At 73.3% G+C, this 22,462-nt stretch carries 22 protein-coding genes, 1 tRNA gene and 1 riboswitch; of the genes, 11 read left to right on the plus strand and 12 right to left on the minus strand.

Annotation, left to right across the window (positions count from 1 at the left end; genetic code table 11):
* Nucleotides 1–18 precede the first annotated feature (18 nt).
* Nucleotides 19–92 (plus strand) — tRNA-Met (locus AB0910_RS03185).
* A 66-nt stretch (nucleotides 93–158) separates the two neighbouring features.
* On the opposite strand, the gene AB0910_RS03190 is transcribed toward AB0910_RS03185, so the two are convergent.
* The 6 genes from AB0910_RS03190 to AB0910_RS03215 all read right to left on the minus strand — a co-directional run bounded on the left by AB0910_RS03190 (nucleotide 159) and on the right by AB0910_RS03215 (nucleotide 5,374).
* The gene (locus AB0910_RS03190) at nucleotides 159–578 is read right to left on the minus strand and encodes a transcriptional repressor (protein ID WP_366742775.1); all 420 of its coding nucleotides are present in this window, start codon (nucleotides 576–578) and stop codon (nucleotides 159–161) included.
* A gap of 214 nt (nucleotides 579–792) precedes the next feature.
* On the minus strand, nucleotides 793–1,593 hold the full coding sequence (gene hisN / locus AB0910_RS03195; protein WP_366742776.1) for a histidinol-phosphatase: 801 nt from the start codon (nucleotides 1,591–1,593) through the stop codon (nucleotides 793–795).
* A gap of 58 nt (nucleotides 1,594–1,651) precedes the next feature.
* A complete protein-coding gene (locus AB0910_RS03200) occupies nucleotides 1,652–1,975 on the minus strand; it encodes a multidrug efflux SMR transporter (protein ID WP_345649935.1) in 324 nt (107 codons plus the stop codon).
* Nucleotides 1,976–2,109: 134 nt separating this feature from the next.
* Entirely contained in the window at nucleotides 2,110–3,120 is a 1,011-nt protein-coding gene (gene rsgA / locus AB0910_RS03205; RefSeq protein WP_366742777.1) for a ribosome small subunit-dependent GTPase A, read from the minus strand.
* Nucleotides 3,121–3,124: 4 nt separating this feature from the next.
* Nucleotides 3,125–4,516, minus strand: coding sequence for a 3-phosphoshikimate 1-carboxyvinyltransferase (aroA, locus tag AB0910_RS03210; protein WP_366742778.1), 1,392 nt, complete (start codon nucleotides 4,514–4,516; stop codon nucleotides 3,125–3,127).
* A 159-nt stretch (nucleotides 4,517–4,675) separates the two neighbouring features.
* A complete protein-coding gene (locus AB0910_RS03215; RefSeq protein WP_366742779.1) occupies nucleotides 4,676–5,374 on the minus strand; it encodes a M50 family metallopeptidase in 699 nt (232 codons plus the stop codon).
* A gap of 162 nt (nucleotides 5,375–5,536) precedes the next feature.
* Here AB0910_RS03215 and AB0910_RS03220 point away from each other — a divergent pair, with 162 nt between their 5' ends.
* The 8 genes from AB0910_RS03220 to def all read left to right on the plus strand — a co-directional run bounded on the left by AB0910_RS03220 (nucleotide 5,537) and on the right by def (nucleotide 13,503).
* Nucleotides 5,537–6,352, plus strand: a complete 816-nt coding sequence (locus AB0910_RS03220; RefSeq protein WP_366742780.1) for an SOS response-associated peptidase — start codon at nucleotides 5,537–5,539, stop codon at nucleotides 6,350–6,352.
* Between the two features lie 156 nt (nucleotides 6,353–6,508).
* Complete coding sequence (locus AB0910_RS03225) at nucleotides 6,509–7,162, plus strand: alpha/beta family hydrolase (protein ID WP_366742781.1); 654 nt, start codon at nucleotides 6,509–6,511, stop codon at nucleotides 7,160–7,162.
* Nucleotides 7,163–7,433: 271 nt separating this feature from the next.
* Nucleotides 7,434–8,105 (plus strand): sigma-70 family RNA polymerase sigma factor, encoded by a 672-nt coding sequence (locus AB0910_RS03230; RefSeq protein ID WP_366743014.1) that lies wholly within the window; start codon nucleotides 7,434–7,436, stop codon nucleotides 8,103–8,105.
* Nucleotides 8,102–8,416: a mycothiol system anti-sigma-R factor gene (gene rsrA, locus AB0910_RS03235; RefSeq protein ID WP_366742782.1), complete on the plus strand. Its 315-nt coding sequence runs from the start codon at nucleotides 8,102–8,104 to the stop codon at nucleotides 8,414–8,416. The genes AB0910_RS03230 and rsrA overlap by 4 nt, the downstream gene beginning before the upstream one ends.
* Nucleotides 8,417–8,633: 217 nt before the next feature.
* Entirely contained in the window at nucleotides 8,634–10,166 is a 1,533-nt protein-coding gene (locus tag AB0910_RS03240; protein ID WP_366742783.1) for an HD-GYP domain-containing protein, read from the plus strand.
* A 161-nt stretch (nucleotides 10,167–10,327) separates the two neighbouring features.
* Entirely contained in the window at nucleotides 10,328–11,452 is a 1,125-nt protein-coding gene (locus AB0910_RS03245; RefSeq protein WP_366743015.1) for an HD domain-containing protein, read from the plus strand.
* A gap of 90 nt (nucleotides 11,453–11,542) precedes the next feature.
* A complete protein-coding gene (locus AB0910_RS03250; protein WP_366742784.1) occupies nucleotides 11,543–12,547 on the plus strand; it encodes a hypothetical protein in 1,005 nt (334 codons plus the stop codon).
* 302 nt (nucleotides 12,548–12,849) lie between these two features.
* Nucleotides 12,850–13,503, plus strand: a complete 654-nt coding sequence (gene def / locus AB0910_RS03255) for a peptide deformylase (RefSeq protein ID WP_366742785.1) — start codon at nucleotides 12,850–12,852, stop codon at nucleotides 13,501–13,503.
* Between the two features lie 28 nt (nucleotides 13,504–13,531).
* Here the strand turns inward: def and AB0910_RS03260 are convergent, their stop codons facing one another.
* Nucleotides 13,532–14,512, minus strand: coding sequence for a helix-turn-helix domain-containing protein (locus AB0910_RS03260; RefSeq protein ID WP_366742786.1), 981 nt, complete (start codon nucleotides 14,510–14,512; stop codon nucleotides 13,532–13,534).
* 92 nt (nucleotides 14,513–14,604) lie between these two features.
* Between AB0910_RS03260 and AB0910_RS03265 the strand changes: the two genes are divergently transcribed.
* Nucleotides 14,605–14,838, plus strand: a complete 234-nt coding sequence (locus tag AB0910_RS03265) for a hypothetical protein (protein ID WP_366742787.1) — start codon at nucleotides 14,605–14,607, stop codon at nucleotides 14,836–14,838.
* A 44-nt stretch (nucleotides 14,839–14,882) separates the two neighbouring features.
* Here AB0910_RS03265 and AB0910_RS03270 read toward each other — a convergent pair whose 3' ends face one another.
* A complete protein-coding gene (locus tag AB0910_RS03270; protein WP_366743016.1) occupies nucleotides 14,883–15,839 on the minus strand; it encodes a ribonucleotide-diphosphate reductase subunit beta in 957 nt (318 codons plus the stop codon).
* 110 nt (nucleotides 15,840–15,949) lie between these two features.
* Nucleotides 15,950–18,319, minus strand: coding sequence for a ribonucleoside-diphosphate reductase subunit alpha (locus AB0910_RS03275; protein WP_366742788.1), 2,370 nt, complete (start codon nucleotides 18,317–18,319; stop codon nucleotides 15,950–15,952).
* 163 nt (nucleotides 18,320–18,482) lie between these two features.
* Nucleotides 18,483–18,552: riboswitch (cobalamin riboswitch) on the minus strand.
* A gap of 136 nt (nucleotides 18,553–18,688) precedes the next feature.
* On the opposite strand from AB0910_RS03275, the gene AB0910_RS03280 reads away from it, so the two are divergent.
* Nucleotides 18,689–19,276: a Uma2 family endonuclease gene (locus AB0910_RS03280; protein WP_366742789.1), complete on the plus strand. Its 588-nt coding sequence runs from the start codon at nucleotides 18,689–18,691 to the stop codon at nucleotides 19,274–19,276.
* A gap of 60 nt (nucleotides 19,277–19,336) precedes the next feature.
* On the opposite strand, the gene mctP is transcribed toward AB0910_RS03280, so the two are convergent.
* The 3 genes from mctP to AB0910_RS03295 all read right to left on the minus strand — a co-directional run bounded on the left by mctP (nucleotide 19,337) and on the right by AB0910_RS03295 (nucleotide 22,261).
* A complete protein-coding gene (mctP, locus tag AB0910_RS03285) occupies nucleotides 19,337–20,956 on the minus strand; it encodes a monocarboxylate uptake permease MctP (protein WP_366742790.1) in 1,620 nt (539 codons plus the stop codon).
* Nucleotides 20,953–21,252 (minus strand): DUF3311 domain-containing protein, encoded by a 300-nt coding sequence (locus AB0910_RS03290; RefSeq protein ID WP_366742791.1) that lies wholly within the window; start codon nucleotides 21,250–21,252, stop codon nucleotides 20,953–20,955. Before AB0910_RS03290 ends, mctP begins: the two co-directional genes overlap by 4 nt.
* Nucleotides 21,253–21,487: 235 nt before the next feature.
* Nucleotides 21,488–22,261 carry a GntR family transcriptional regulator gene (locus AB0910_RS03295; protein WP_366743017.1) on the minus strand — a complete coding sequence of 258 codons (774 nt, stop codon included), beginning with the start codon at nucleotides 22,259–22,261 and terminating at the stop codon, nucleotides 21,488–21,490.
* Nucleotides 22,262–22,462 lie beyond the last annotated feature (201 nt).

Raw genomic sequence — 22,462 nt, forward strand, 5'->3', positions numbered from 1 at the left:
TAATGTTCAGTTCACCGTCGCGGGGTGGAGCAGCTCGGTAGCTCGCTGGGCTCATAACCCAGAGGTCGCAGGTTCAAATCCTGTCCCCGCTACTGACGTCAGAAGGCCCGGATCTCCTGGAGATCCGGGCCTTCTGCGGTGTCGCTGCGCCGGGTGGCTCAGGCGGCGGCCGCGCACCGTGGGCACAGGCCGCGGAAGGTGACCTCCACGTCCAGCACGGTGAAGCCGAAGCGCTCGCCCTCCGGCAGGGCGCCCAGCGGGTCGTGTCCCGTGTGCACGTCGCGGATGGTGCCGCAGCCCGCGCAGACCAGGTGGTGGTGGGGGTGGTGGGCGTTCGGGTCGTAGCGCTTGGCGCGGCGGTCGGTGCTCACTTCGAGCACCTCGCCGAGCTGCACCAGCTCGCCGAGCGTGTTGTAGACCGTCGCCCTGGAGATCTCCGGCAGCCGCTCGACGGCCCGCGCGTGCACCTCGTCGGCGGTGAGGTGGACATGCTCCCCGTCGAGGACCTCGGCGACCACCCGGCGCTGGGCCGTGATGCGCCACCCGCGGGTCCGGAGCCGTTCCAACAGGTCACTCATGGCATCAGGCTAACAGCGGAAGGCCACGGGGCCCAGGACGTGTACGGCTTTGGAAGACCCCTTGACTTGGACAAAGTCCATTGTAGGATCGGCCTCGGTGAGCGGCCGGAGGTCGCGGTCAAGGCCCTGCGCGGCCGGTTCCCCGCTCGCCGGACGCACAGGAGGCCGGGCCCCTCGGGGCCCGGCCTCCTTCCGTGTGCTGCGCGGCGCGGCTTCAGCCGCGGTCGCCGAGCCGGTCGAGCAGCGTGCCGTGCAGGATGCCGTTGGACGCGGCGGCGTTGCCGCTGTGCGGCCCGTCCTGGCCGTCGAGTCCGGTGAACCTGCCGCCCGCCTCCTGGACCACGATCGACGGCGCGGCCATGTCCCACAGCGAGAGCTCGGGCTCCGCGCACAGGTCGACCGAGCCCTCTGCGACCATCATGTACTGCCAGAAGTCGCCGTATCCGCGGGTGCGCCAGCACGACCGCGCCAGGCCGAGGAAGTCGTCGAGGCGACCGCGCTCCTCCCAGCCGCCCAGCGAGGAGTACGCGAACGACGCGTCGCCCAGGCTCGCCACGTCCGAGACGCGCAGCCGGGTCGCCGACGTCAGGCTGCGGCCCGTGTACGCGCCGCCGCCCTTCTCCGCCCACCAGCGGCGGCCGAGCGCGGGCGCGGAGACCACGCCGACGACCGGCTCGTAACCGCCCTCGCCCGCCGCCATCAGCGAGATCAGCGTGGCCCAGATCGGTACGCCCCGCACGTAGTTCTTCGTGCCGTCGATCGGGTCGACCACCCAGCGGCGCGGGCCCGTGCCCGCGACGCCGAACTCCTCGCCGAGGACCGCGTCGCGTGGGCGCGCCCGCTGGAGACTGCCCCTGATCAGCTCCTCTGCGGTCTTGTCCGCCTCGCTCACCGGCGTCATGTCCGGTTTCGTCTCGACCTTCAGGTCGAGGGCCTTGAACCGGTCCATCGTCGCGGCGTCGGCGGCGTCCGCGAGGACGTGGGCCAGCCGGAGGTCATCGTGGTAGTCGGACATGGCCGTCACAGTACCGGGGGTGTGGCGGCGTCCCGTGCCGCGCGGGAGCCGGGCGTGGTCAGTGCGCCGAGCCGGAGAGCTGGAGGCCGATGACGCCGAGGATCACCAGCGTGATCGAGACCAGTTTCAGCGTGGAGACCAGGTCGCCGAGGAAGACCATGCCGTAGATCGCGGTGCCTGCGGCGCCGATGCCCGTCCAGACCGCGTACGCGGGGCCCACGTCGAGCTTCTTGAGCGCCAGCGTCAGCAGGCCGAAGCTGCCCAGCGCGAAGCTGGCGAAGGCGATGGTCGGCCACAGCCGGGTGAACCCGTGCGAGAGCTTCAGGCAGACGGCGAAACCCGTCTCCAGCAGTCCGGCGACCACGACAAGCAGCCACGCCATCGTCGAGGGCCTCCCAGGTCAGTGACTGCTTCGTCGCGCTTGGTGCGATTATGCACTTACCAATGCGGGCGCGGGGCAAACTTTTCCGGCCCTGCCGCCTTCAGGCAGCCGCGGGAAGGCGGGGTGACGGCAGGTCAGTCGCCCTCGTGGCGCTCCCGCGCCGCCAGCAGCCTGCGCAGCGAGTACAGCCGCGCCGGGTCGGCGTGGCCCCCGGCCACCCAGTCGTCCAGCGCGCAGTCGGGCTCGTCGTGGCTGCACGCGCGCGGGCAGCCCTCCGTGCCCGGCACCAGGTCGGGGAAGGCGAGGATCACCCGCGACGGGTCGATGTGCGCGAGGCCGAACGACCGGATGCCGGGCGTGTCGATGACCCAGCCCTCCGCCTTCGCGAGCGGCAGCGCGAGCGCGGAGACCGTGGTGTGCCTGCCGCGGCCCGTGACGGCGTTGACCACGCCGGTCACCCGCTGCCTGTCGTCCGCCACCAGCGAGTTGACCAGCGTCGTCTTGCCCACACCCGAGTGGCCGACGAACGCCGTCGTACGGTCGCGCAGCAGCGCCCGCACCCGCTCGGCGCCGTCGCCCGCGGCGAGTTCGTCGTGGCGCGTCACCACGTACCGCACGCCCAGGGGCCGGTAGGTCTCCAGCAGCGGCTCGGCGGGCGCCAGGTCCGCCTTGGTCAGGACGAGGAGGGGTTCGAGCCCGCCGTCGTACGCGGCGACGAGCGCCCGGTCGATGAGCCGGGGGCGCGGCTCCGGGTCGGCGAGCGCGGTGACGATCGCCAGCTGGCCCGCGTTGGCGACGATCACCCGTTCGTAGGGGTCGTCGTCGTCCGCCGTGCGGCGCAGCACCGAGGTGCGCGGCTCGATCCGCACGATCCGCGCGAGGGTGTCCTTCGCGCCCGACAGGTCCCCGACGAGACCCACCCTGTCGCCCACGACCGCCGCCTTGCGGCCCAGCTCGCGCGCCTTCATCGCGACCACGATCCGCTCGTCGACCAGGCAGGTCAGGCGGCCCCTGTCCACGGTGAGGACCATGCCGGACGCGGCGTCCTCGTGCTTCGGCCTGATGTGGGTGCGCGGCCGGCTGCCCTTGCGGTTCGGGCGGGTGCGGATGTCGTCCTCGTCGGGGTTCTTGCCGTAGCGGCGCATCGCGTCAGACTCCCGCGCCCGCTCCGGCGCCCGCCAGCATGGCGGTCCACATCTGCGGGAAGTCGGGCAGCGTCTTGCCCGTCGTCTCCACGTTCTCGATCTCGACGCCGGGCACCGCGAGGCCGAGCACCGAGCCTGCCGTGGCCATCCGGTGGTCGTCGTACGTGTGGAAGACGCCGCCGTGCAGCGGGCGCGGCCGTACGACGAGGCCGTCCGCGGTCTCCGTGACGTCGCCGCCCAGCTCGTTGATCTCCTTGGTCAGCGCGGCGAGCCGGTCCGTCTCGTGCAGCCGCAGGTGGGCGACCCCGCGCAGCGTCGAGGGCGAGTCCGCGAGCGCGGCGACGGCGGCGATGCCGGGCGCCAGCTCGCCGACCTCGCCGAGGTCCGCGTCGATGCCGTGCACCCGGCCGGAGCCCGCGAAGGTCAGCGCCGTGCCCCCGGCCGTCGAGACGATGCCGCACGATCCGCCCATGCGGGTGAACAGCGAGCGCAGGGCGTCGCCGGGCTGCGTCGTGCGCGTCGGCCAGTCGGGGATGGTCACCCGGCCGCCCGTGACCAGCGCCGCCGCCAGGAACGGCTGCGCGTTCGACAGGTCGGGCTCGATCGTCAGGTCCCGGCCGAGCAGTGCGCCGGAGCGCACCCGCCACACGTCGGGCTCCCCGCCCGTCTCCGGCTCGTCGACCCGCGCGCCCACCGCACGCAGCATGTCCACCGTCATGCGGATGTGCGGCAGGGACGGCAGCGCGCCGCCGACGTGCCGCACTTCGACGCCCTGGTTGAAGCGGGGCGCGGAGAGCAGCAGCGCCGAGACGAACTGCGACGAGGCGGAGGCGTCGATCTCCACCCGGCCGCCTTCCAGCGCGCCGCAGCCGTGCACGGTCAGCGGCAGCGAGCCGCGGCCGTGGTCGTCGACGCGGGCACCGAGCGCGCGCAGCGCCTGGATGACGACGCCGAGCGGCCGCTCGTACGACCTCGGGTCGCCGTCGAAGGAGACCGGGCCGTCCGCGAGCGCGGCGACCGGCGGCAGGAACCGCATGACCGTGCCCGCGTTCCCGACCCGCACGTCGGCCGGGCCGTGCAGGCCCGCGGGGATGACCCGCCAGGCCTCGCCCGTGGCGGCGGCCTCGCCGGTGTCGCCCATGCCGCGCGAGGTCTGCGACGCCGACGAGACGGTCTCCTCGATGCCGACGCCCATGGCCCGCAGCGCGTCCGCCATCAGCAGCGTGTCCCGCGACCTGAGGGGGCGGCGCAGCCAGCCGGGCTCCGCGGCCAGCGCGGCGAGCACGAGCGCCCTGTTGGTGACCGACTTGGACCCTGGCACGGTGACCGTCGCTTCGACGGGCCCCGTGGCAAGGGGAGCGGGCCAGAGGGCGGGCTGCACGGAACTCTCGGTCATGGCCCTCACTTTAATGGCTGGACCCTTGGCGGGTTTCCTGTCAAAAACGACGAAACAGGGGCGTAATCCGGCCGTGGTAGCGCCGGGGCCCGCCACCCGCGCCGCACGCGCCCCGCGGGGCATGCGGCGTCACGCGCCTTCACGCGCCTTCACGCGCCTTCACAGCCCGAGCAGCCAGCGGCCGCCGCCGATCAGGCAGCACAGCGACACCACGTGGAAGAGGAAGAACCACAGGCCCGCGCCCACCCCGGTGAGCCGCGCCAGCTGGTCGGCGTCCGAGTCGCCCGCCCCGCCGCGCCGCCGCTTCGCCTGGAGTTCGAAGGCCGGGCGCACCCCGCCGAGCAGCAGGAACCACACCACCGTGTAGGTGAAGGCGGCCTGCACCTCGGGCCCGGTCAGCCACGACACCAGCACGAAGGCGGCACCCGCGACGAGTACGGTCAGCACGCCGTACGCGTTCCTGATCATCAGCAGCATCGCCACCAGCAGGACCGTCGCCGACCACAGCAGCAGCGTGGGGTGGTGCGCGGCGAGCAGCCAGGCGCCGCCGAGCCCGAGCAGCGGCGGCGCCGTGTACCCGGCGGCCGCCGTGAGGATCATGCCGAGGCCGGTCGGCCTGCCCCGGCTCACGGTCAGGCCCGAGGTGTCCGAGTGCAGCCTGATGCCGTCCAGCTTGCGGCCCATGACCAGCGCGACCAGGCCGTGGCCGCCCTCGTGCGCGATCGTCACCGCGTTGCGGGTGACCCGCCAGACCCGGTGCGGCAGCACGCACAGCAGCGCGAGCACCCCGGTCGCCGCCACCAGCCAGGCGTCGGGTCCCGGCTGGGTGCCGAATATCCGGTCCCACAGGTCCTGCATGGGTGCGCTCCTGTCCGGCGGGCGTGGGTGGGGCTGGCAGTGTCCCAGAGCCCGCTGAGAGCGCCCCCGCGGGGGTTTGGACCGGGACAGGCGCGATGACTAGGCTCGACGGTCCTGGCGGGGGCCGCGCGGCCCCGCGGGCCGGAGGGGTGGTGGAAGGGCATGTGCGGCAGGTACGCGGCGAGCAGGTCGCCCGAGGACCTGCGGAGCGCGTTCGGGATCGAGGCGTGGGAGCCGGCTGAGGAGCTCGCGGCCGACTGGAACGTCGCCCCGACCAAGGAGGTCCCCGCGGTGCTCGACCGGCCGCGCAAGGACGACCCGGACGCGGGCCCCGTGCGCCAGCTGCGCACCCTCACCTGGGGGCTCGTGCCCTCCTGGGCCAAGACGCCGGACGGCGGCGCCCGCATGATCAACGCGCGCGCCGAGACCGTCCACGAGAAGACCGCGTACCGCAGGCCCTTCAGCGCCCGCCGGTGCATCCTGCCGGCCGACGGCTACTACGAGTGGCTGACCGGCGCCGACGAGCGGCAGCTCGAAGAGAAGGGGAAGCGCAAGCGCCCGCGCAAGCAGCCCTACTTCGTCACCCCGGCCGACGGCTCCGTGATGGCGCTCGCCGGGCTCTACGAGTTCTGGCGCGACCCGTCCCTGCCGGGCGACCACCCCAGGGCCTGGCGGGTCACCTGCTCGGTGATCACCACCGAGGCCGAGACCGCCCCGCTCGCCTGCGCGCCCGCCGAGGGGCCGCGCTCGCTCGCCGACATCCACCCGCGGATGCCGCTCGTCCTCACCCCCGACCGCTGGGACGCCTGGCTCGACCCGGCGCGCACCGAGGTGGAGGCCGTGCGGCCGCTGCTCGCACCGCCACCGGCCGACCTGCTGCGCGCCTATCCGGTGGCCACCGCGGTCTCCGACGTCCGCAACAACGGCCCGCAGCTGGTGGCGGAGCTCGCGGCGCCCGAGGAAGGCACCCTCTTCTGATCCCTGATCCCTGATCCCTGATCCCTGATCCTGGCTCTGGCTCCGATCCGGTTCTGATTCCGATCCGGTTCTGATTCCGGCTTCCGGCGGGCGGGGCGCGCCCCGCGCCCCGCCGGGTGCACGGCCAGGGACGCGCCCCGAGGGACCATGGCCCGCATGAGCAGCCGTACCAGCCCCACGGAAACGCCCGACACCCCCGCGGGTCCCGCGAGGATCACCTGGCACCACGCGCCCGACGCCCGCCTCGTGCTGGCGCTCGGCCATGGCGCGGGCGGCGGGATCGAGGCGCGGGACCTGGCGGCGCTGGCCGCCGCGCTGCCGCAGCTCGGCGTCACCGTCGCCCGGGTGGAGCAGCCCTGGCGGGTGGCGGGCAAGAAGGTCGCGCCCGCGCCGAGGACGCTGGACACCGCGTGGCGCGCTCTGTGGCCCGCGCTCGCGCGCCCCGGGCTGCCGGTCGTCGCGGGCGGGCGCAGCGCGGGCGCCCGCGTCGCCTGCCGCACCGGCGCCGACCTGGGCGCGCACGCCGTGCTCGCGCTCAGCTTCCCGCTGCACCCGCCGGGCCGCCCGGAGAAGTCACGCGACGGCGAACTGCTCGCCACGGACCTGCCCACCCTGGTGGTCCAGGGCGGCGCCGACCCGTTCGGGAAGCCCGGCGAGTTCCCCGAGGGCGACTTCGAGCTCGTCGAGATCGCGTACGCGGACCACGGCTTCGCCGTGCCCAAGCGCGCGCCGCTCTCGCAGGAGGACGCGGTGGTGACCCTCACCGAGGGCGTCGCGACATGGCTCGGCCGCCTCGGGAATGCCCGCTGAGTGGCTGCTGTTGTGAGAGGCACCGGTGACGCCAGCCGGTGAACCGAGCAGGAAGAGGGAGTCCCGCCTCATGGGTTCCATCATGTGCCCGCGCCGCTCCGATGCCGTACACCCCGGTGGGCACGGCATGGACTGGGCGGTGATGTCCGCAGGCACCGGTGCCCCCGCGCTGGGGTCGGGCGCCGCGGAGCAGCAGACCTCGAAGCCCGATGGTCGACTATTCTCCGATGCGAGTGGGGTCGGGTTCGGCTCCGCGACCGCATTGGAGGAGGTGGGTCCGGTCACAGGGACTGAATCAGGGACGGCGGGGACGGGCGACGGACGCATCGAGGAGACCGCCGCCGAGCGCAACGCGCGCTTCGAGCGGGACGCCCTTGGCTACCTCGACCAGATGTACTCGGCGGCGCTGCGCATGACGCGCAACCCCGCGGACGCCGAGGACCTCGTGCAGGAGACCTACGCGAAGGCGTACGGGTCCTTCCACCAGTTCCGCGAGGGCACCAACCTCAAGGCGTGGATGTACCGCATCCTCACCAACACCTTCATCAACTCCTACCGCAAGAAGCAGCGCGAACCCCAGCGCAGCGCGGCCGAGGAGATCGAGGACTGGCAGCTGGCGCGCGCCGAGTCGCACTCCTCGACGGGGCTGCGCTCCGCGGAGGCCGAGGCGCTCGACCGCCTCCCCGACTCCGACGTGAAGACCGCCCTGCAGGCGATCCCCGAGGAGTTCCGCATCGCCGTGTATCTCGCCGATGTCGAGGGCTTTGCCTACAAGGAGATCGCCGACATCATGGGAACACCCATCGGCACGGTGATGTCCCGGCTCCACCGTGGCCGCCGCCAGCTGCGCGGCATGCTGGAGGACTACGCCCGTGACCGCGGGCTCGTCCCCGCGGGTGCTGCCGGTAAGTCGTCCGACAACGGGAAAGGCGCGGGCTCATGAGCTGCGGAGAGCCGCATGAGACGGATTGCGCCGAGGTACTCGACCACCTCTACGAGTTCCTCGACCACGAGATGCCCGACAGCCAGGGGCACAAGTTCGAGGAGCACTTCGAGGAGTGCTCGCCCTGCCTGGAGAAGTACGGGCTCGAACAGGCCGTCAAGAAGCTCGTGAAGCGCTGCTGCGGCCACGACGACGTGCCGTCGGACCTGCGGGACAAGGTCATGGGCCGGATCGACCTGATCCGGTCGGGCCAGACCCCGCCCGACACCGACCTGTCGACGGGCGAGCCGCGCCGCGCCACCGCCGAGTAGCACCCGCCGGCGGCCCCAGGGCCGCCGCCCGCCCGCCCCGGTCGAACGGCTGCTCGCACACGCGCGGGGCCCGCTTTCACCCGATGGTGCTAATCGGATGCATCGGCCCCTGGCGGTGCGCCCCCGCTCACTAGCCTGACCCGTTGTTCGGCCCCGGATGCCGGCACATCCGGTGGAGTCCGATCAGCGGGTGGGGACGACGAGGGGCGGGGACGTCGTGAAGGTCATTCCCGGCGCGGCACGCGCCGGCATCGCGGGTACGGCCCTGCTGGCCGCCGCCTGCCTGGCGCCCGCCCTGCGCGCGGCCGACACCTCGTGGCGCGTCCTCGCGCCGCTCGCCCTCCTGTACGCCCTGTGCGAGGCACCGCTGCCCGCGCGCTTCCGGCTGCGCGCCCGCGGGCCCGCGGGCGACGCCGAGGCCATCGCGCCGGTCGCCGCCGGATCGTTCTTCCCCGTGCTCCTCGCGGCCGCCTTCCTGCTGCCGCCCGCGGCAGCCGCGCTCGTAGCGGTCCCCGGATCGCTGCTCGGCCGGGTCGAGCGGCGTCCGTACGCGGCCCGCAGGATCTGGCGCGCCGCCCAGTCGGCCCTGGCGACCTGGGCCGCGGCGCGGGCGCAGGCGGCCTTCGGCGGGCCCGTCGCGCTCGGCGGCGGTGGCTACGGGCTCACCGCCCCCGACTTCCCGTACGTGCTGCTGCCCGCCGCCGCAGCGGCGCTCGCCTTCTGCCTGGTCCTCACCGCGCTGGACGGCGTCATCCTCGCCACGGCCGAGCGGGTGCCGGTGCGGGCGGCCTGGCGCGGCCTGCTGCCGCGCTCGCTCGCCGCCCACGGCGTGCACACGCTGGCAGGACTGATGATGGCCGTGCTCTGGCGCGGCCCCTTCGGACCGCTGTCGTCGCTCTTCGTGCTGCTGCCGATGGCCATCTCCTGCTGGGTCTTCGCCCAGTACCACCGCGAGCGCGCCGCACACCAGGCCACCATCAGGGCGCTCGTGCAGGCCGTCGACCTCAAGGACCGCTACACGCGCGGCCACAGCGAGCGGGTGGGGCGCGCCTCCGCGATGATCGCCGCAGAGCTCGGCATGGACCGCGACCGGCTGGAGGTCCTGCGCTTCGCCGGCATCCTGCACGACGTCGGCAAGCTCGGCGTGCCCACCCGCATCCTGCGCAAGGACGGACCGCTCACCCCCGAGGAGCGCCGCGTCATCGAGCTGCACCCCGAGTACGGGCACGAGATCGTGCGTGGCATCGGCTTCCTCGGCCAGGCGCGCGCCGCGATCCTCCACCACCACGAGCGGATGGACGGCAGCGGCTACCCGCACGGCCTCGCGGGCGGGCAGATCCCGGAGTTCGCCCGGGTGGTCGCGGTGGCCGACGCCTTCGACGCGATGACGTCGACCCGCTCGTACCGCAGGGCGCGGCCGGTGCCCGCGGCCGTCGCCGAGCTGCGGCGGTGCGCGGGCACCCAGTTCGACCCGGAGATGGTGGCGGCGCTGGTGCGGGCGCTGGCCCGGCACGGCTGGCAGACCGCGGTCACCGCGGACGAGCCGGGCGGCACCGCGCTCGGCCGCCCGGCGCGGGACCGCGCGGCCGCGGCCGCCGCAGCGGGCCCGCCGGGGGTTCCCGCTCCGGCCCCGCCGGCGGCTCCCCCCGCGCCACCCGGCGCTTCCGCCCCGCCCGGTACCCCCGTCCCGGGGGCCCCGGGGGCCGCACCGGGCGCCGCGGGCCCCGGCGGACACGGAGGCCGCGCGTGAGGCGCCCCGGCGCCCCCGCCGCGCGGCCACGCGCAGGCGCGGCACTCTGCCGCGCCCACGGCGGCGGCTCGACGCACGGCCGCCGGTGGGCGCCGCGGGCGGTCAGGGCCGCCGCTGTGCTGCTGGTGGCCGCCGCGCTCGCGCACACCCTCCTGCACGGCATGGCGGACCCGCGCAACGCGCTCGCCTTCGGCCTCTTCATCGCCGTGGGGGAGGCCGCCAGGTACGGCGCGCTGCCGGGGGAGCGCGAGCCGGCGCCGCTCGGGGCCGCAGGCGCCCTCGCCTACGCGCTGCTCGGGGAGAGCGGGGGGCAGGTCGCGGGGCACGGCGTGCTCCAGACCGTCGCCGTGGCCTTCGCCGCCACCCTGGCGGGCAGCGCCCCGCACGGCCCCTCCGCCGACCACCTGGCGCGCCGCGCGCTGACCACCGGCTTCGCCGCTGCCTGCTTCCAGCCGTGGTACGTGCTCGGCGGCTCGTACTATGCGGCCCTGCTCCTGCTGCTGCTCGTGCTGACCGGGCTGTGCGACGCCGTGCTCTCCGCCGTGCTGCGCGGCGGGGAGCATGCGGGGCCCTTCCGGCCGCGGCTGCGTGACGAGCTGCGCTCCCTCGTCGGCATCGCCTCCGCGGTCGGCGCGACGGGTGTCGTCATAGCGCTCGGCGCCGCCGTCGCCGGGCTGTGGGCGCTGCCGGTCTTCTGCGTGCCGCTGCTGCTCACCCAGCTGTCGTTCCGCCGCTACGCGGCCGTCCGCAGCACCTACCGGCAGACCATCGCCTCCCTGGCCCGCGCCACCGAGGTCGCCGGGTACACCCGCGAGGGCCACGCGGGCCGGGTCGCCCGGCTGTGCCGCGCGGTCGGGCGCGACCTCGGCCTTGGCGGGCGCGACCTGACCGTCCTCGAATACGCGGCGCTCATGCACGACATCGGGCAGCTGTCCCTCGTCGACCCGGTGCCCGAAGGGGCCACCGCATTCCTGCCGGAGGCCGAGCAGCGCCGGATCGCGCTGCTCGGCGGGGCCGTCGTCCGGCAGACCGGCGTGCCGTCCGCGGTGGCCGTGGTCGTCGAGCGGCAGGCCGACCCGTACCGTGAGCAGCCGCTGCCCGCGAGGATCGTCCGCGCCGTCAACGCGTACGACGACCTGGCAGGTGACAGCGGCGGCGGGGGCGGGCCGTCCGCCGCGCTCCACCGGCTGCGGCTCGGCACGGCGCGCGACTACCACCCCGACGTGGTGGAATCCCTCGCACGTGTCCTGGCGCGCGGCGGTCTGACCCCGGCCCCTGCTGGGTAGCCCGTGAGTAGAGAGCAACCACCCGGCATGGTTGGATGCGAACAAGACAGTGTCCTGGGGTATGGCCCGAGCGACCGGCAGGCGGGAATCGTGAGGATCTTCGGGAAGGTACGGCATCGGCCCTCCGCGTCGTGGCGGCAGGCCACCGACCGCGCGTTCACGCTGATCGGGGACGGGCGGTACGACGACGCCGGTGCGCTGCTGACGCGGGCGGCCGACATGGAGCCGTGGCTTTCCGAGTCCTGGTTCAACCTGGCGCTGCTGCACAAGTTCCGGCACGACTGGGAGCAGGCGCGCGCCGCGGGGCTGCGTGCCGTGGCGCTCCTCGACAAGGAGGCCGGCGCCCCCGACTGGTGGAACGTCGGGATCGCCGCCACCGCGCTCCAGGACTGGCCGCTCGCGCGCCGTGCCTGGCAGGCGTACGGCCTGAAGGTGCCGGGCAGCCCGCACAGCGCGGAGGCGGCGGAGGAGCCCGAGGGCATGGACCTCGGCAGCGCGGCCGTGCGGCTCTCCCCGGAGGGGGAGGCCGAGGTGGTGTGGGGCCGCAGGCTCGACCCGGCGCGCATCGAGGTGCTCTCGATCCCGCTGCCGTCGTCGGGCAGGCGCTGGGGCGAGGTCGTGCTGCACGACGGCGTGCCCAACGGCGAGCGCACCACGGCCGGTTCGACGGACGGCTCGCCGCACGTCTACCCGGTGTTCGACGAGATCGAGCTGTGGGCGCCCTCGCCGGTGCCGACCTGGGTGGTGCTGCTCGAAGCGGCAGCCGAGGAGGACAGGGACGCGCTCGAACAGCTCGCGGCCGACGCCGGGTTCGCGGCGGAGGACTGGTCGTCCTCGGTGCGGCTGCTGTGCCGTACGTGCTCCGAGAGCCGGATGCCGAGCGCCGAGGGCGAGGGCGAGTACCTCGACCCGCACGACCACAGCGAGCCGGGACACCCGGGGCCGCTCGGCCACCGCTCGCCCGGCGAGCTGTGGACGCCGGAGCGCGAGTGCGGCATCGCCGCCCCGCAGGGGCTGGTGCGCGGCCTGCTCGACGGCTGGGTGGCCGACAGCCCGGACACCCGCGAGTGGCGCGACCTCGAAGAGGTGTGCTGAGACCGGGCCCGGCTCCGCACGACGGGCTCCGCCGCGCCCGGCCTGGCCTCAGGGGCCCTGGCCATGTGCCCGTCCGGGTCGCGCGGCCTGGCACCGCACCTCGCGGCGTTGCCGAAAAGTCCTAGTAGCTCCGCTACGGGGACTCTCCGGCGCCTTGCGATTCACGGCACCAGACCACGTGACCTCATCGGACGCTCATATGGCAAGGACCCCTTAGGCTGTACGGGTCCCCCGCGCGGCCCAGGAACCGGCGCGCGGCGGGCGCAGCGGCACAACGGTACCCAGGAAGGGCAACTGCGGACATGGCGCAGCAGGAGACGGACGAGCGGATCGGCGAGGGTGTCCTCGCGACGGACGAGGACGGGTTCGTCGTGGACACGGTGGACGCCGAGGAGCGCGAGGCCGCGCACCGGGAGCGCGGCACGTCACGCCCGATCACCGTCGTGGGCCACCCGGCGCTCCACAAGGAGTGCCGCACGGTCACCGAGTTCGACGACGGCCTCGCGCAGCTGATCGACGACATGTTCGCGAGCCAGCGCACCGCCGAGGGCGTCGGGCTCGCCGCCAACCAGATCGGCGTGGACCTGAAGGTCTTCGTCTACGACTGCCAGGACGACGAGGGCGTGCGGCACGTCGGCGCCGTGTGCAACCCGGTCCTGGTGGAGCTCGACCCGGCGCGCCGCCGCCTCGACGACTCCAACGAGGGCTGCCTCTCGGTGCCGACCGCGTACGCGTCGCTCGCCCGCACCGACTACGCGGAGGTGCGCGGGCAGGACGCGCGCGGCAACGACATCAAGGTCCGCGGCACCGGCTACTTCGCGCGCTGCCTCCAGCACGAGACGGACCACCTGTACGGCTACCTGTACATCGACCGGCTCTCCAAGCGCGAGCGCAAGGACGCGCTGAAGCAGATGGCCGAGGGGACGCCCCGCTACCCGACCGTCCCGAACGACTGACCGCCCGCGCCTGCCGCGGCCGCCCGGCTCAGCCGGGCTCTGCGGCGCCCGCGGGCTCGGCGCCGCGGAACGTCCTGCGGTAGGCGTGCGGCGTGGTGCTCAGGGTGCGCAGGAAGTGGTGGCGCAGCGTGGCCGCGTTGCCGAAGCCGGCCCGGCCGGCGACCGAGTCCACCGTGTCGTCCGTGCCCTCCAGCAACTCCTGGGCCAGCAGCACCCGTTGCCGCAGCAGCCAGCGGTACGGCGTGGTGCCGGTCTCCTGCTGGAAGCGGCGCGCGAAGGTGCGCGGCGACATGTGCGCGCGCTCCGCGAGCTGCTCGACGGTGACCTCCCGGTCGAGGTGGCGCTCCAGCCACGCCAGCACCTCGCCGACCGTGTCGCAGCGGTCGCGCGGCACCGGCCGCTCGACGAACTGGGCCTGCCCGCCGTCCCGGTGGGGCGGCACCACCATGCGGCGCGCGATCGCGTTGGCCACCTCGGGGCCGTGTTCGAGGCGCACCAGGTGGAGGCAGGCGTCGATGCCGGCCGCGGTCCCCGCCGAGGTGATCACCTGGCCGTCCGCCACGTAGAGCACGTCGGGCTGGACGTCGGCGCGCGGGTGGGCCCTGCGCAGCTCGTCGGCGTGCCGCCAGTGCACCGAGCAGCGGCGCCCGTCGAGCAGGCCGGCGGCGCCGAGCGCGAAGACGCCCGAGCAGACGCTGAGCACCCGGGCGCCGCGCTCCACCGCGCGGCGCAGCGCGGCCAGCAGCTCCGGCGGGAACGGGCGGTGCGTGTAGTCGTCGCCCGCGGGCACGCAGACCAGGTCGGCCGTTTCGAGGCGGTCGAGTCCGTGCAGGCCGCCGAGGGTGAAGCCGCAGTGCGTGGAGAGCGTCGGGCCCTCGGCCGACGCCACCGCGAAGTCGTAGCGCGGCAGACCCTGGTCGCTGCGGTCGAGGCCGAAGACCTCGCAGACGACCCCGAGCTCGAACGGGTGCACGCCGTCCAGCAGGACGGCCGCCACATTGGTCAGCATGGCCCCAGTGTGGCACCTCGTTGGCAGTAATTCGACGGCCCATGACAGTCCTGCCACTGCCCGGCGGGCCGCCCGCGCCCGACAGTGGGGGCATGGACATCTTCGTGACCGTCATCGCACTCGTCGTACTCTTCGCCCTGGTCCTCGCCGCGCCCGTGACGTGGTGGCTCAAGGACCGCGCGGTCGACCGGCAGATCGCCAGGTCCGGCGCCGCACGCGCCAGGGGCGCCGTCTCCGCGGCGACCAGGGCCCGCTGGGCCGAGTTGCACCGCGCCACGTGGTCGCGGGACGCCTGGACCCTCACCCGGGGCGACGCCAGGGACTGAGGGCGCGCGCCGGACCCCGGGCGGGGGTCCGGCGCGCGGGCGGCTCAGAACTCGTCGTCGAAGCCGACCGTGCCCTCCACCGCGACCTGGTAGGCGGACGGGCGGCGCTCGAAGAAGTTCGTCAGCTCCTGCACGCCCTGGAGCTCCATGTACGAGAACGGGTTCTGCGACCCGTACACCGGGGCGAAGCCCAGCCGCTGGAGGCGCTGGTCGGCGACGCACTGGAGGTACTCGCGCATGGACGCGGTATTCATGCCGGGCAGCCCCTCGCCGCACAGGTCCTGCGCGAACTGGAGCTCGGCCTCCACCGCCTCCTCGATCATCTCCGTGACCTGGCCGCCGAGCGCCTCGTCGAACAGCTCGGGCTCCTCCCGCCTGACCGTGTCCACCACGTCGAAGGCGAAGCTCATGTGCATGGTCTCGTCGCGGAAGACCCAGTTGGTGCCGGTCGCGAGGCCGTGCAGCAGGCCGCGCGAGCGGAACCAGTAGACGTAGGCGAACGCCCCGTAGAAGAACAGGCCCTCGATGCAGGCGGCGAAGCAGATCAGGTTGAGCAGGAAGCGGCGCCGGTCGGCGGCGGTCTCCAGCCGGTCGACCTCCTCGACCTGGTCCATCCAGCGGAAGCAGAAGGCGGCCTTCTCGCGGATCGACGGGATGTTCTCGACGGCCGCGAACGCGGCGGCCCGGTCCTCGGGATCGGGCAGGTAGGTGTCGAGCAGCGTCAGGTAGAACTGGACGTGCACGGCCTCCTCGAACAGCTGCCGCGACAGGTAGAGCCGCGCCTCGGGCGAGTTGATGTGCTTGTACAGCGTGAGCACGAGGTTGTTCGCCACGATCGAGTCGCCCGTCGCGAAGAACGCCACGAGGCGGCCGATCATGTGCTGCTCGGCCGGCGAGAGCTTCGCCAGGTCGGAGACGTCGGAGTGCAGGTCCACCTCCTCCACGGTCCAGGTGTTGCGGATCGCGGCGCGGTAGCGCTCGTAGAAGTCCGGGTAGCGCATCGGCCGCAGGGTCAGCTCGAAACCGGGGTCGAGGAGGCGGCCCCTGCGGGCGGCCTCTTCGGTCGTCGCTGCCCCGGCCGGGGCGTCGGTCGCGGATGCGGTGGGCGGGTTCACTGGCAGGCCTCACAGGACTCGGGGTTTTCCAGGGAGCAGGCGACGGCTTCGCCGTCCGCGGGGGCGGCGGGCGGGGCCGCCTGCGGGGGCACGGCGGCCGCGCTGCGGCCGGCCGCGGCGCGCGCGATCCGGGTGGCGGGACGCGAGCGCAGGTAGTAGGTGGTCTTCAGGCCCTGCCGCCAGGCGTACGCGTACATCGAGCTGAGCTTCCCGATGGTCGGCGTCTCCAGGAACAGGTTGAGCGACTGGGCCTGGTCGAGGTAGGGCGTGCGGGCGGCGGCCAGGTCGATCAGCGCGCGCTGCGGCAGCTCCCACGCGGTGCGGTACAGATCGCGCAGCTCGGCGGGCGCCCGGTCGAGCCCCGCCACCGAGCCGTTCGCCTCGCGCAGCGCCTCCCTGGTCTGCTCGTCCCACAGCCCGAGCCGCTTGAGGTCCGCCACCAGGTACGGGTTGACCTGGAGGAACTCGCCCGACAGCGTCTCGCGCTTGAAGAGGTTGGAGACCTGCGGCTCGATGCACTCGTAGGCGCCCGCGATGGATGCGATGGTCGCGGTCGGCGCGATCGCGAGGAGCAGCGCGTTGCGCATGCCGGTCGTGGCGATCCTGGCGCGCAGCGCCTCCCACCGTTCGGGCCAGTGGTGCTCGGCCCCGTAGTGGTCGGGGTGGAGCACGCCGCGCGCGGCCCGCGTCTCGTGCCAGGCGGGCAGCGGCCCGTCCTCCACCGCGAGGTCGCAGGAGGTCTCGTACGCGGTGAGCATGATGCGCTCGGCGATCCGGGTCGACAGCTCGCGCGCCTGCGCGGAGTCGAACGGCAGCCGCAGCGCGAAGAACACGTCCTGGAGGCCCATCACGCCCAGCGCGACCGGCCGCCAGCGCGCGTTGGAGCGCCCGGCCTCCTCGGTCGGGTAGAAGTTGCGGTCCACGACCCGGTCGAGGAAGCGCACCGCCACGCGGACGGCGGCGTCGAGCCGTTCCCAGTCGAGCGCGGTGTCCGGCCCGCCGTAGGGGCCGGGGGTGGTGAACGCGCCCAGGTTGACCGAGCCGAGGTTGCACACGGCGGTCTCGGAGTCGTCGGTGACCTCAAGGATCTCGGTGCACAGATTCGACGAGTGGATGACCCGGCCGGGCTCGGCGGTCTGGTTGGCCGTGCGGTTCGCGGTGTCCTTGAAGGTCATCCAGCCGTTGCCGGTCTGCGCGAGGGTGCGCATCATCCGTCCGTACAGCTCGCGCGCGGGCAGCGTGGTGCGGGCGAGGCCGGCCGCCTCCGCGGCCCGGTACGCGGCGTCGAAGCGCTCGCCCCACAGGTCGGTGAGCTCCGGCACGTCGGACGGCGAGAAGAGCGACCAGTCCTCGTCGGCGGCGACCCGGCGCATGAACTCGTCGGGGATCCAGTGCGCGAGGTTCAGGTTGTGGGTGCGGCGCGCCTCCTCGCCGGTGTTGTCGCGCAGTTCGAGGAACTCCTCGATGTCGGCGTGCCAGGTCTCCAGGTAGACGGCGGCCGCGCCCTTGCGGCGGCCGCCCTGGTTCACGGCGGCGACGGAGGCGTCCAGGGTGCGCAGGAACGGCACGATCCCGTTGGACAGCCCGTTGGTGCCCCGGATCAGCGAGCCGCGCGCCCGCACCCGCGAGAACGGCAGGCCGATGCCGCCCGAGTGCTTCGAGAGCCGCGCGACCTGGTGGTAGCGGGCGTAGATCGAGTCCAGTTCGTCCAGCGGCGAGTCCAGCAGGTAGCAGGAGGACATCTGCGGGTGGCGGGTGCCCGAGTTGAACAGGGTGGGGGAGGAGGGCAGGTACGCGCGGCGCGACATCAGCCGGTACAGGTCGGCGACCTCGGCGAGCGAGGCGTCCGAGGTGTCCCTCGCGAGCCCGGCGGCGACCCGCAGCAGGAAGTACTGCGGCGTCTCGATGACCCGGCGGGTGGTCGGGTGGCGCAGCACGTAGCGCGTGTACACGGTCCGCAGGCCGAAGTACTCGAAGCCGTCGTCGGCCGCCGGGTCGACCAGCGCGTCGAGGGCGGCCCGGTGCGCGGCGGTGAACGCGGCGGTGCGGTCGGCGATCAGCCCCTCGCGGTGCCCGACGGCGATCGACGCGGAGAACGACACGGCGCCCTCGCCCGCCGCCTCCTCGGCCACGGCGCGGGCCAGCAGCCGGGCGGCGAGCCTGCTGTACGCGGGGTCCTCGGAGATCAGGCCTGCGGCGGCCTCGGTCGCGAGGTCGCGCAGCTCGGCCGCGTCCGCGTGGGCGCTGCGGCCGCGCAGCGCGGCGGCGGCCACCCTGCCGGGTTCGACGTCGGGCAGGTCGGCGGTGAGGTCCGTGAGAATCCGCAGCAGTTCGGCCGAAACGGGTTCCGGGGGTGCGATGGTCACGCTGGAGGCTCTCCCTCACTTGGCCGGTCCGCGCGGGGCGGGGAACGGCGGTGAGGGCACCGGCCCCTGGGCAGGGCGGGCAGCACCACCGCGTCCACCGGTCCACTCCACGAGACCCGGACGTCCTGGCAGCCCCGGCACCGCGCCGGGGCGGCTGCCGTCAGGTACTCGGACTCGCGCGGACGCACCGCGCACACCGTTGCGGGACAGTCCCGGAGTTTCACCGGGTTCCCCTGCGTCGGCAGCGCCACGAGCATACATCTGGGTGCCCCCGACGCAACGACCACTAGATGTTGTGGCGTGTGGCGTTCTGAGGGTCCGGTGTCGGCTGCTTGGGATATCGTTCGGGACTAGAAGGAGGTGAGCCCCATGACCGCTGTGAGCGACGGACGCGGGATTGTGCCGGAGGAGTTCGAGGAGGCCGCCGAGGTGTTGGTGGAGCACTTGACCGGCATCCGATTCGAACTCTTCGACGGGAAGATCAGGAGCAAGACAGTGCCGGACCCGGAGCACGGGCGGATCATCGAGTGGCTGACCCGTATCTGCATCCAGGCCAGGCCTGAGCTGTGGCTGTATCCGGAGCAGGGGCTCAAGGTGCAGCAGTACCGCAGGGGCCGGGCCAGGCCGGACGGTGTGCTCACGGAGAGCGGTGCGCTCCTCGGCCGTGGTGAGTGGGCGGAGCCGGAGGGCGCCGTTCTCATGACCCTTGAGGTCACGTCGTACGACGCCGATACCAACGCCCGCGACCGGGTCGAGAAGCCGGCGGCCTACGCCCAGGCGGGCATCCCGGTGTACCTGTTGGTCGATCGGGACAACGCGGAGGTCCGCGTGCACAGCGAGCCCGACGGCGTGCGGTACGAGAGCGTGCGTGTGGTGCCGTTCGGCAAGGAGATCACGCTGCCGGAGCCCGTGGGGATCACGCTCGACACCGAGCCGCTCAAGGACTGGGTGCACTGACCCGGGCCGCCTCCTGCCTCGGGGGCGGGAGGCGGCCCGTGGGGGACGCGTGGGAGCGGGTCAGTTGACGGGGGCCGGGGGGAGTTCCACCTCGACGTCCTTGTCGCCCGCGTCGGCGGTGTAGTCGCCCGGGCGCGTCTCGTCGGTGCCCTCGGGGGCCTTGAAGGCGCGGAAGACGAAGGTCAGGGCGACGGAGACCAGGACGTTCAGCACGAACGCCGTCATGCCGATGTAGCCGATCTGCCCGATGCCGGGGATCTCGGCCGACGAGCCGCCGAAGTGCTTCTGCGTCGGGCTGGCGACGCCGTACGCGGCGAGCGTGCCGTAGACCATGCCTGCGGCCCAGCCGACCAGCAGCGCCCAGCGGTGGAACCAGCGGGTGAACAGGCCGCTGACGATGGCCGGCATGGTCTGGAGGATCCAGATGCCGCCCAGCAGCTGGAAGTTGATCGCCACGGTCTGGTCCATGCCGAGCACGAAGACCAGCGCGCCGACCTTCACCAGCAGGGAGACGATCTTGGAGACGCGGGTCTCCTGCTCGGGCGTGGCGTCCGGCTTGATGAAGTCCCGGTAGATGTTGCGGGTGAAGAGGTTCGCAGCGGCGATCGACATGATCGCGGCGGGCACCAGCGCGCCGATGCCGATCGCCGCGAACGCCACCCCCGCGAACCAGCTCGGGAACATCTGCGCGAACAGCGTCGGGATCGCCAGCTGGCCGTTGGACACCTTGACCCCGGCCGCGATCGCCATGAAGCCGAGGATGGCGAGCAGCCCCAGCATCAGCGAGTACAGCGGCAGGATCGTGGTGTTGCGGCGGATCACCTCGCGGCTGCGGCTCGACAGGGTGGCCGTGATGGAGTGCGGGTACATGAACAGCGCGAGCGCGGAGCCGAGCGCGAGCGTGGCGTACCCCCACTGCCCGGTCGGCGGCGGGGCGAGCGAGCCCTTGGGCTTGCCGGTGGCCGGGGAGATCTGCGCGAAGGCGTGCGCCGCCTTCGCGAAGATGTCGTCGAAGCCGCCGAGCCTGATCGGGATGTAGATGATCGCCACGAGGATGACGATGTAGATCAGGCCGTCCTTGACGAACGCGATCAGCGCGGGCGCGCGCAGCCCTGAGACGTACGTGTAGGCGGCGAGCACCAGGAAGGCGATGAACAGCGGCAGGTCCTTGACGAACCAGTTGCTGTCCTGGCCGCCGATGCCCATCACGTCCAGCACGGCCTGGATGCCGACGAGTTGGAGCGCGATGTACGGCATCGTCGCGAGGATGCCGGTGACGGCGACCGCGAGCGAGAGGCCCTTCGAGCCGAAGCGGCCGCGGACGAAGTCGGAGGGCGTGACGTACCCGTGCCGGTGCGAGACCGACCACAGGCGCGGCAGGAACGTGAAGATCAGCGGGTAGACGAGGATCGTGTACGGCACCGCGAAGAAGCCGGACGCGCCCGCCGCGTAGATCGCCGCGGGCACCGCGACGAACGTGTACGCGGTGTACAGGTCGCCGCCGAGCAGGAACCATGTCACCCAGGTGCCGAACGACCGCCCGCCCAGGCCCCATTCGTCGAGGCTGTGCTCGTTGGCCGCCCGGCGCCAGCGGGCCGCGAGGAAGCCCATCACGGTCACGGCGAGGAAGAAGAAGATGAAGACGCCGAGCGCGACGCCGTTGACACCGCCGCCGTTCATCGCGCGGCACCTCCCTCACGTGCGGCGCGGGCCGCGGCCCGCGAGCGCTGGTCGTGCTGCCAGAGCTTGTAGGCGACCATCGTCAGCGCCGTGGTGATCAGCACCCACAGCAGCTGGTACCAGTAGAAGAACGGGATGCCGATGAAAGTCGGGTCCACCCTGGCGTACGAGCCGACCCAGAGCATCGCGACGAACGGGATGACCAGGCACACCCCGATGACCACGCGCAGCGGCGTGACGGTGGGCTCTCTCGTGCCGCCCCCCGCGGCTTCGTGCTCCTGAGGAACATCGGGCATGGGCTGCGTCCCCTCGCTTGATCACCTGGTAATGCGGGGGCAATCTAAGCGCGGTATAAGCGTTGCGTCACCCCCTGTCCGCGTATCGGAACGGCAACGGCGCCGCGGGACGGTCGCGCGAGTGGCCCGCGCCGGCCCGGTTCGGAACTCTTTTTCAGGCGCGGGCCCGCGCGGGCCCGCCGTCCCGATCGCAAACGGCCCGGCGCGGAGCCCGGGCCGCCCCCGGGACGCCTCCTCAGCCCACCGGCCGGTGCAGCCGCGCCACGAACTTGTAGCGGTCGCCCCGGTACACGGACCGCACCCACTCCACGGCCTCGCCCGCCTCGTCCACGGAGTGGCGCGAGAGCATCAGCATCGGCAGGCCCACGTCCGTGCCGAGCAGCCCGGCCTCGCGCGGGGTGGCGAGCGAGGTCTCGATGGTCTCCTCGGCCTGCGCCAGGTGGACCCCGTAGACCTCGGCGAGCGCGGTGTACAGCGAGGTGTACTTGACCAGGGAGCGGCGCAGCGCGGGGAAGCGCTTCGCGGACAGGTGGGTGGTCTCGATCGCCATCGGCTCGCCGCTCGCGAGGCGGAGCCGCTCGATGCGCAGCACCCGGCCGCCGGACGCGATCTCCAGCAGCCCGGCGAGCCGGTCGTCGGCCGTGACGTACCCGATGTCCAGCAGCTGCGAGGCGGGTTCGAGCCCCTGGGCCCGCATGTCCTCAGTGTACGAGGTGAGTTGGAGGGCCTGGGAGACCTTGGGCTTCGCGACGAACGTGCCCTTGCCCTGGATGCGCTCCAGCCTGCCCTCGACCACCAGCTCCTGAAGCGCCTGGCGCACCGTCGTGCGGGAGGTGTCGAACTCGGCGGCGAGCGTGCGCTCCGGCGGTACGGGCGTACCGGGCGGCATCGTCCGGGTCATGTCCAGCAGATGCCTCTTGAGGCGGTAATACTTTGGCACCCGGGCGGTGCGGGTGACCGCGGCGCCGCTACCCTCGGTCTCGGTGGTGCCGGCACCCCCGTCCGCCATGACCTGCCTTCCCGGCTCCTGTGCTCCTGCCGTCACCGGCTCCTCCGTCTGTCGCGGCTCACATGGTGGCACGGCGCGGTGCTGGGACACGGCTCCGTGGTCGGGACGTTGGCCCGCCCTGCCTCAGGTGTCGGTCCGATAACGGACACGACAGCCCTTCTTATACACCCTTGACACCCCTAAAGGTCTAGGCCAAGCTCC

Origin of the sequence: Streptomyces sp. NPDC047002, assembly GCF_040704505.1 — a bacterium.
Taxonomy (GTDB): domain Bacteria; phylum Actinomycetota; class Actinomycetes; order Streptomycetales; family Streptomycetaceae; genus Streptomyces.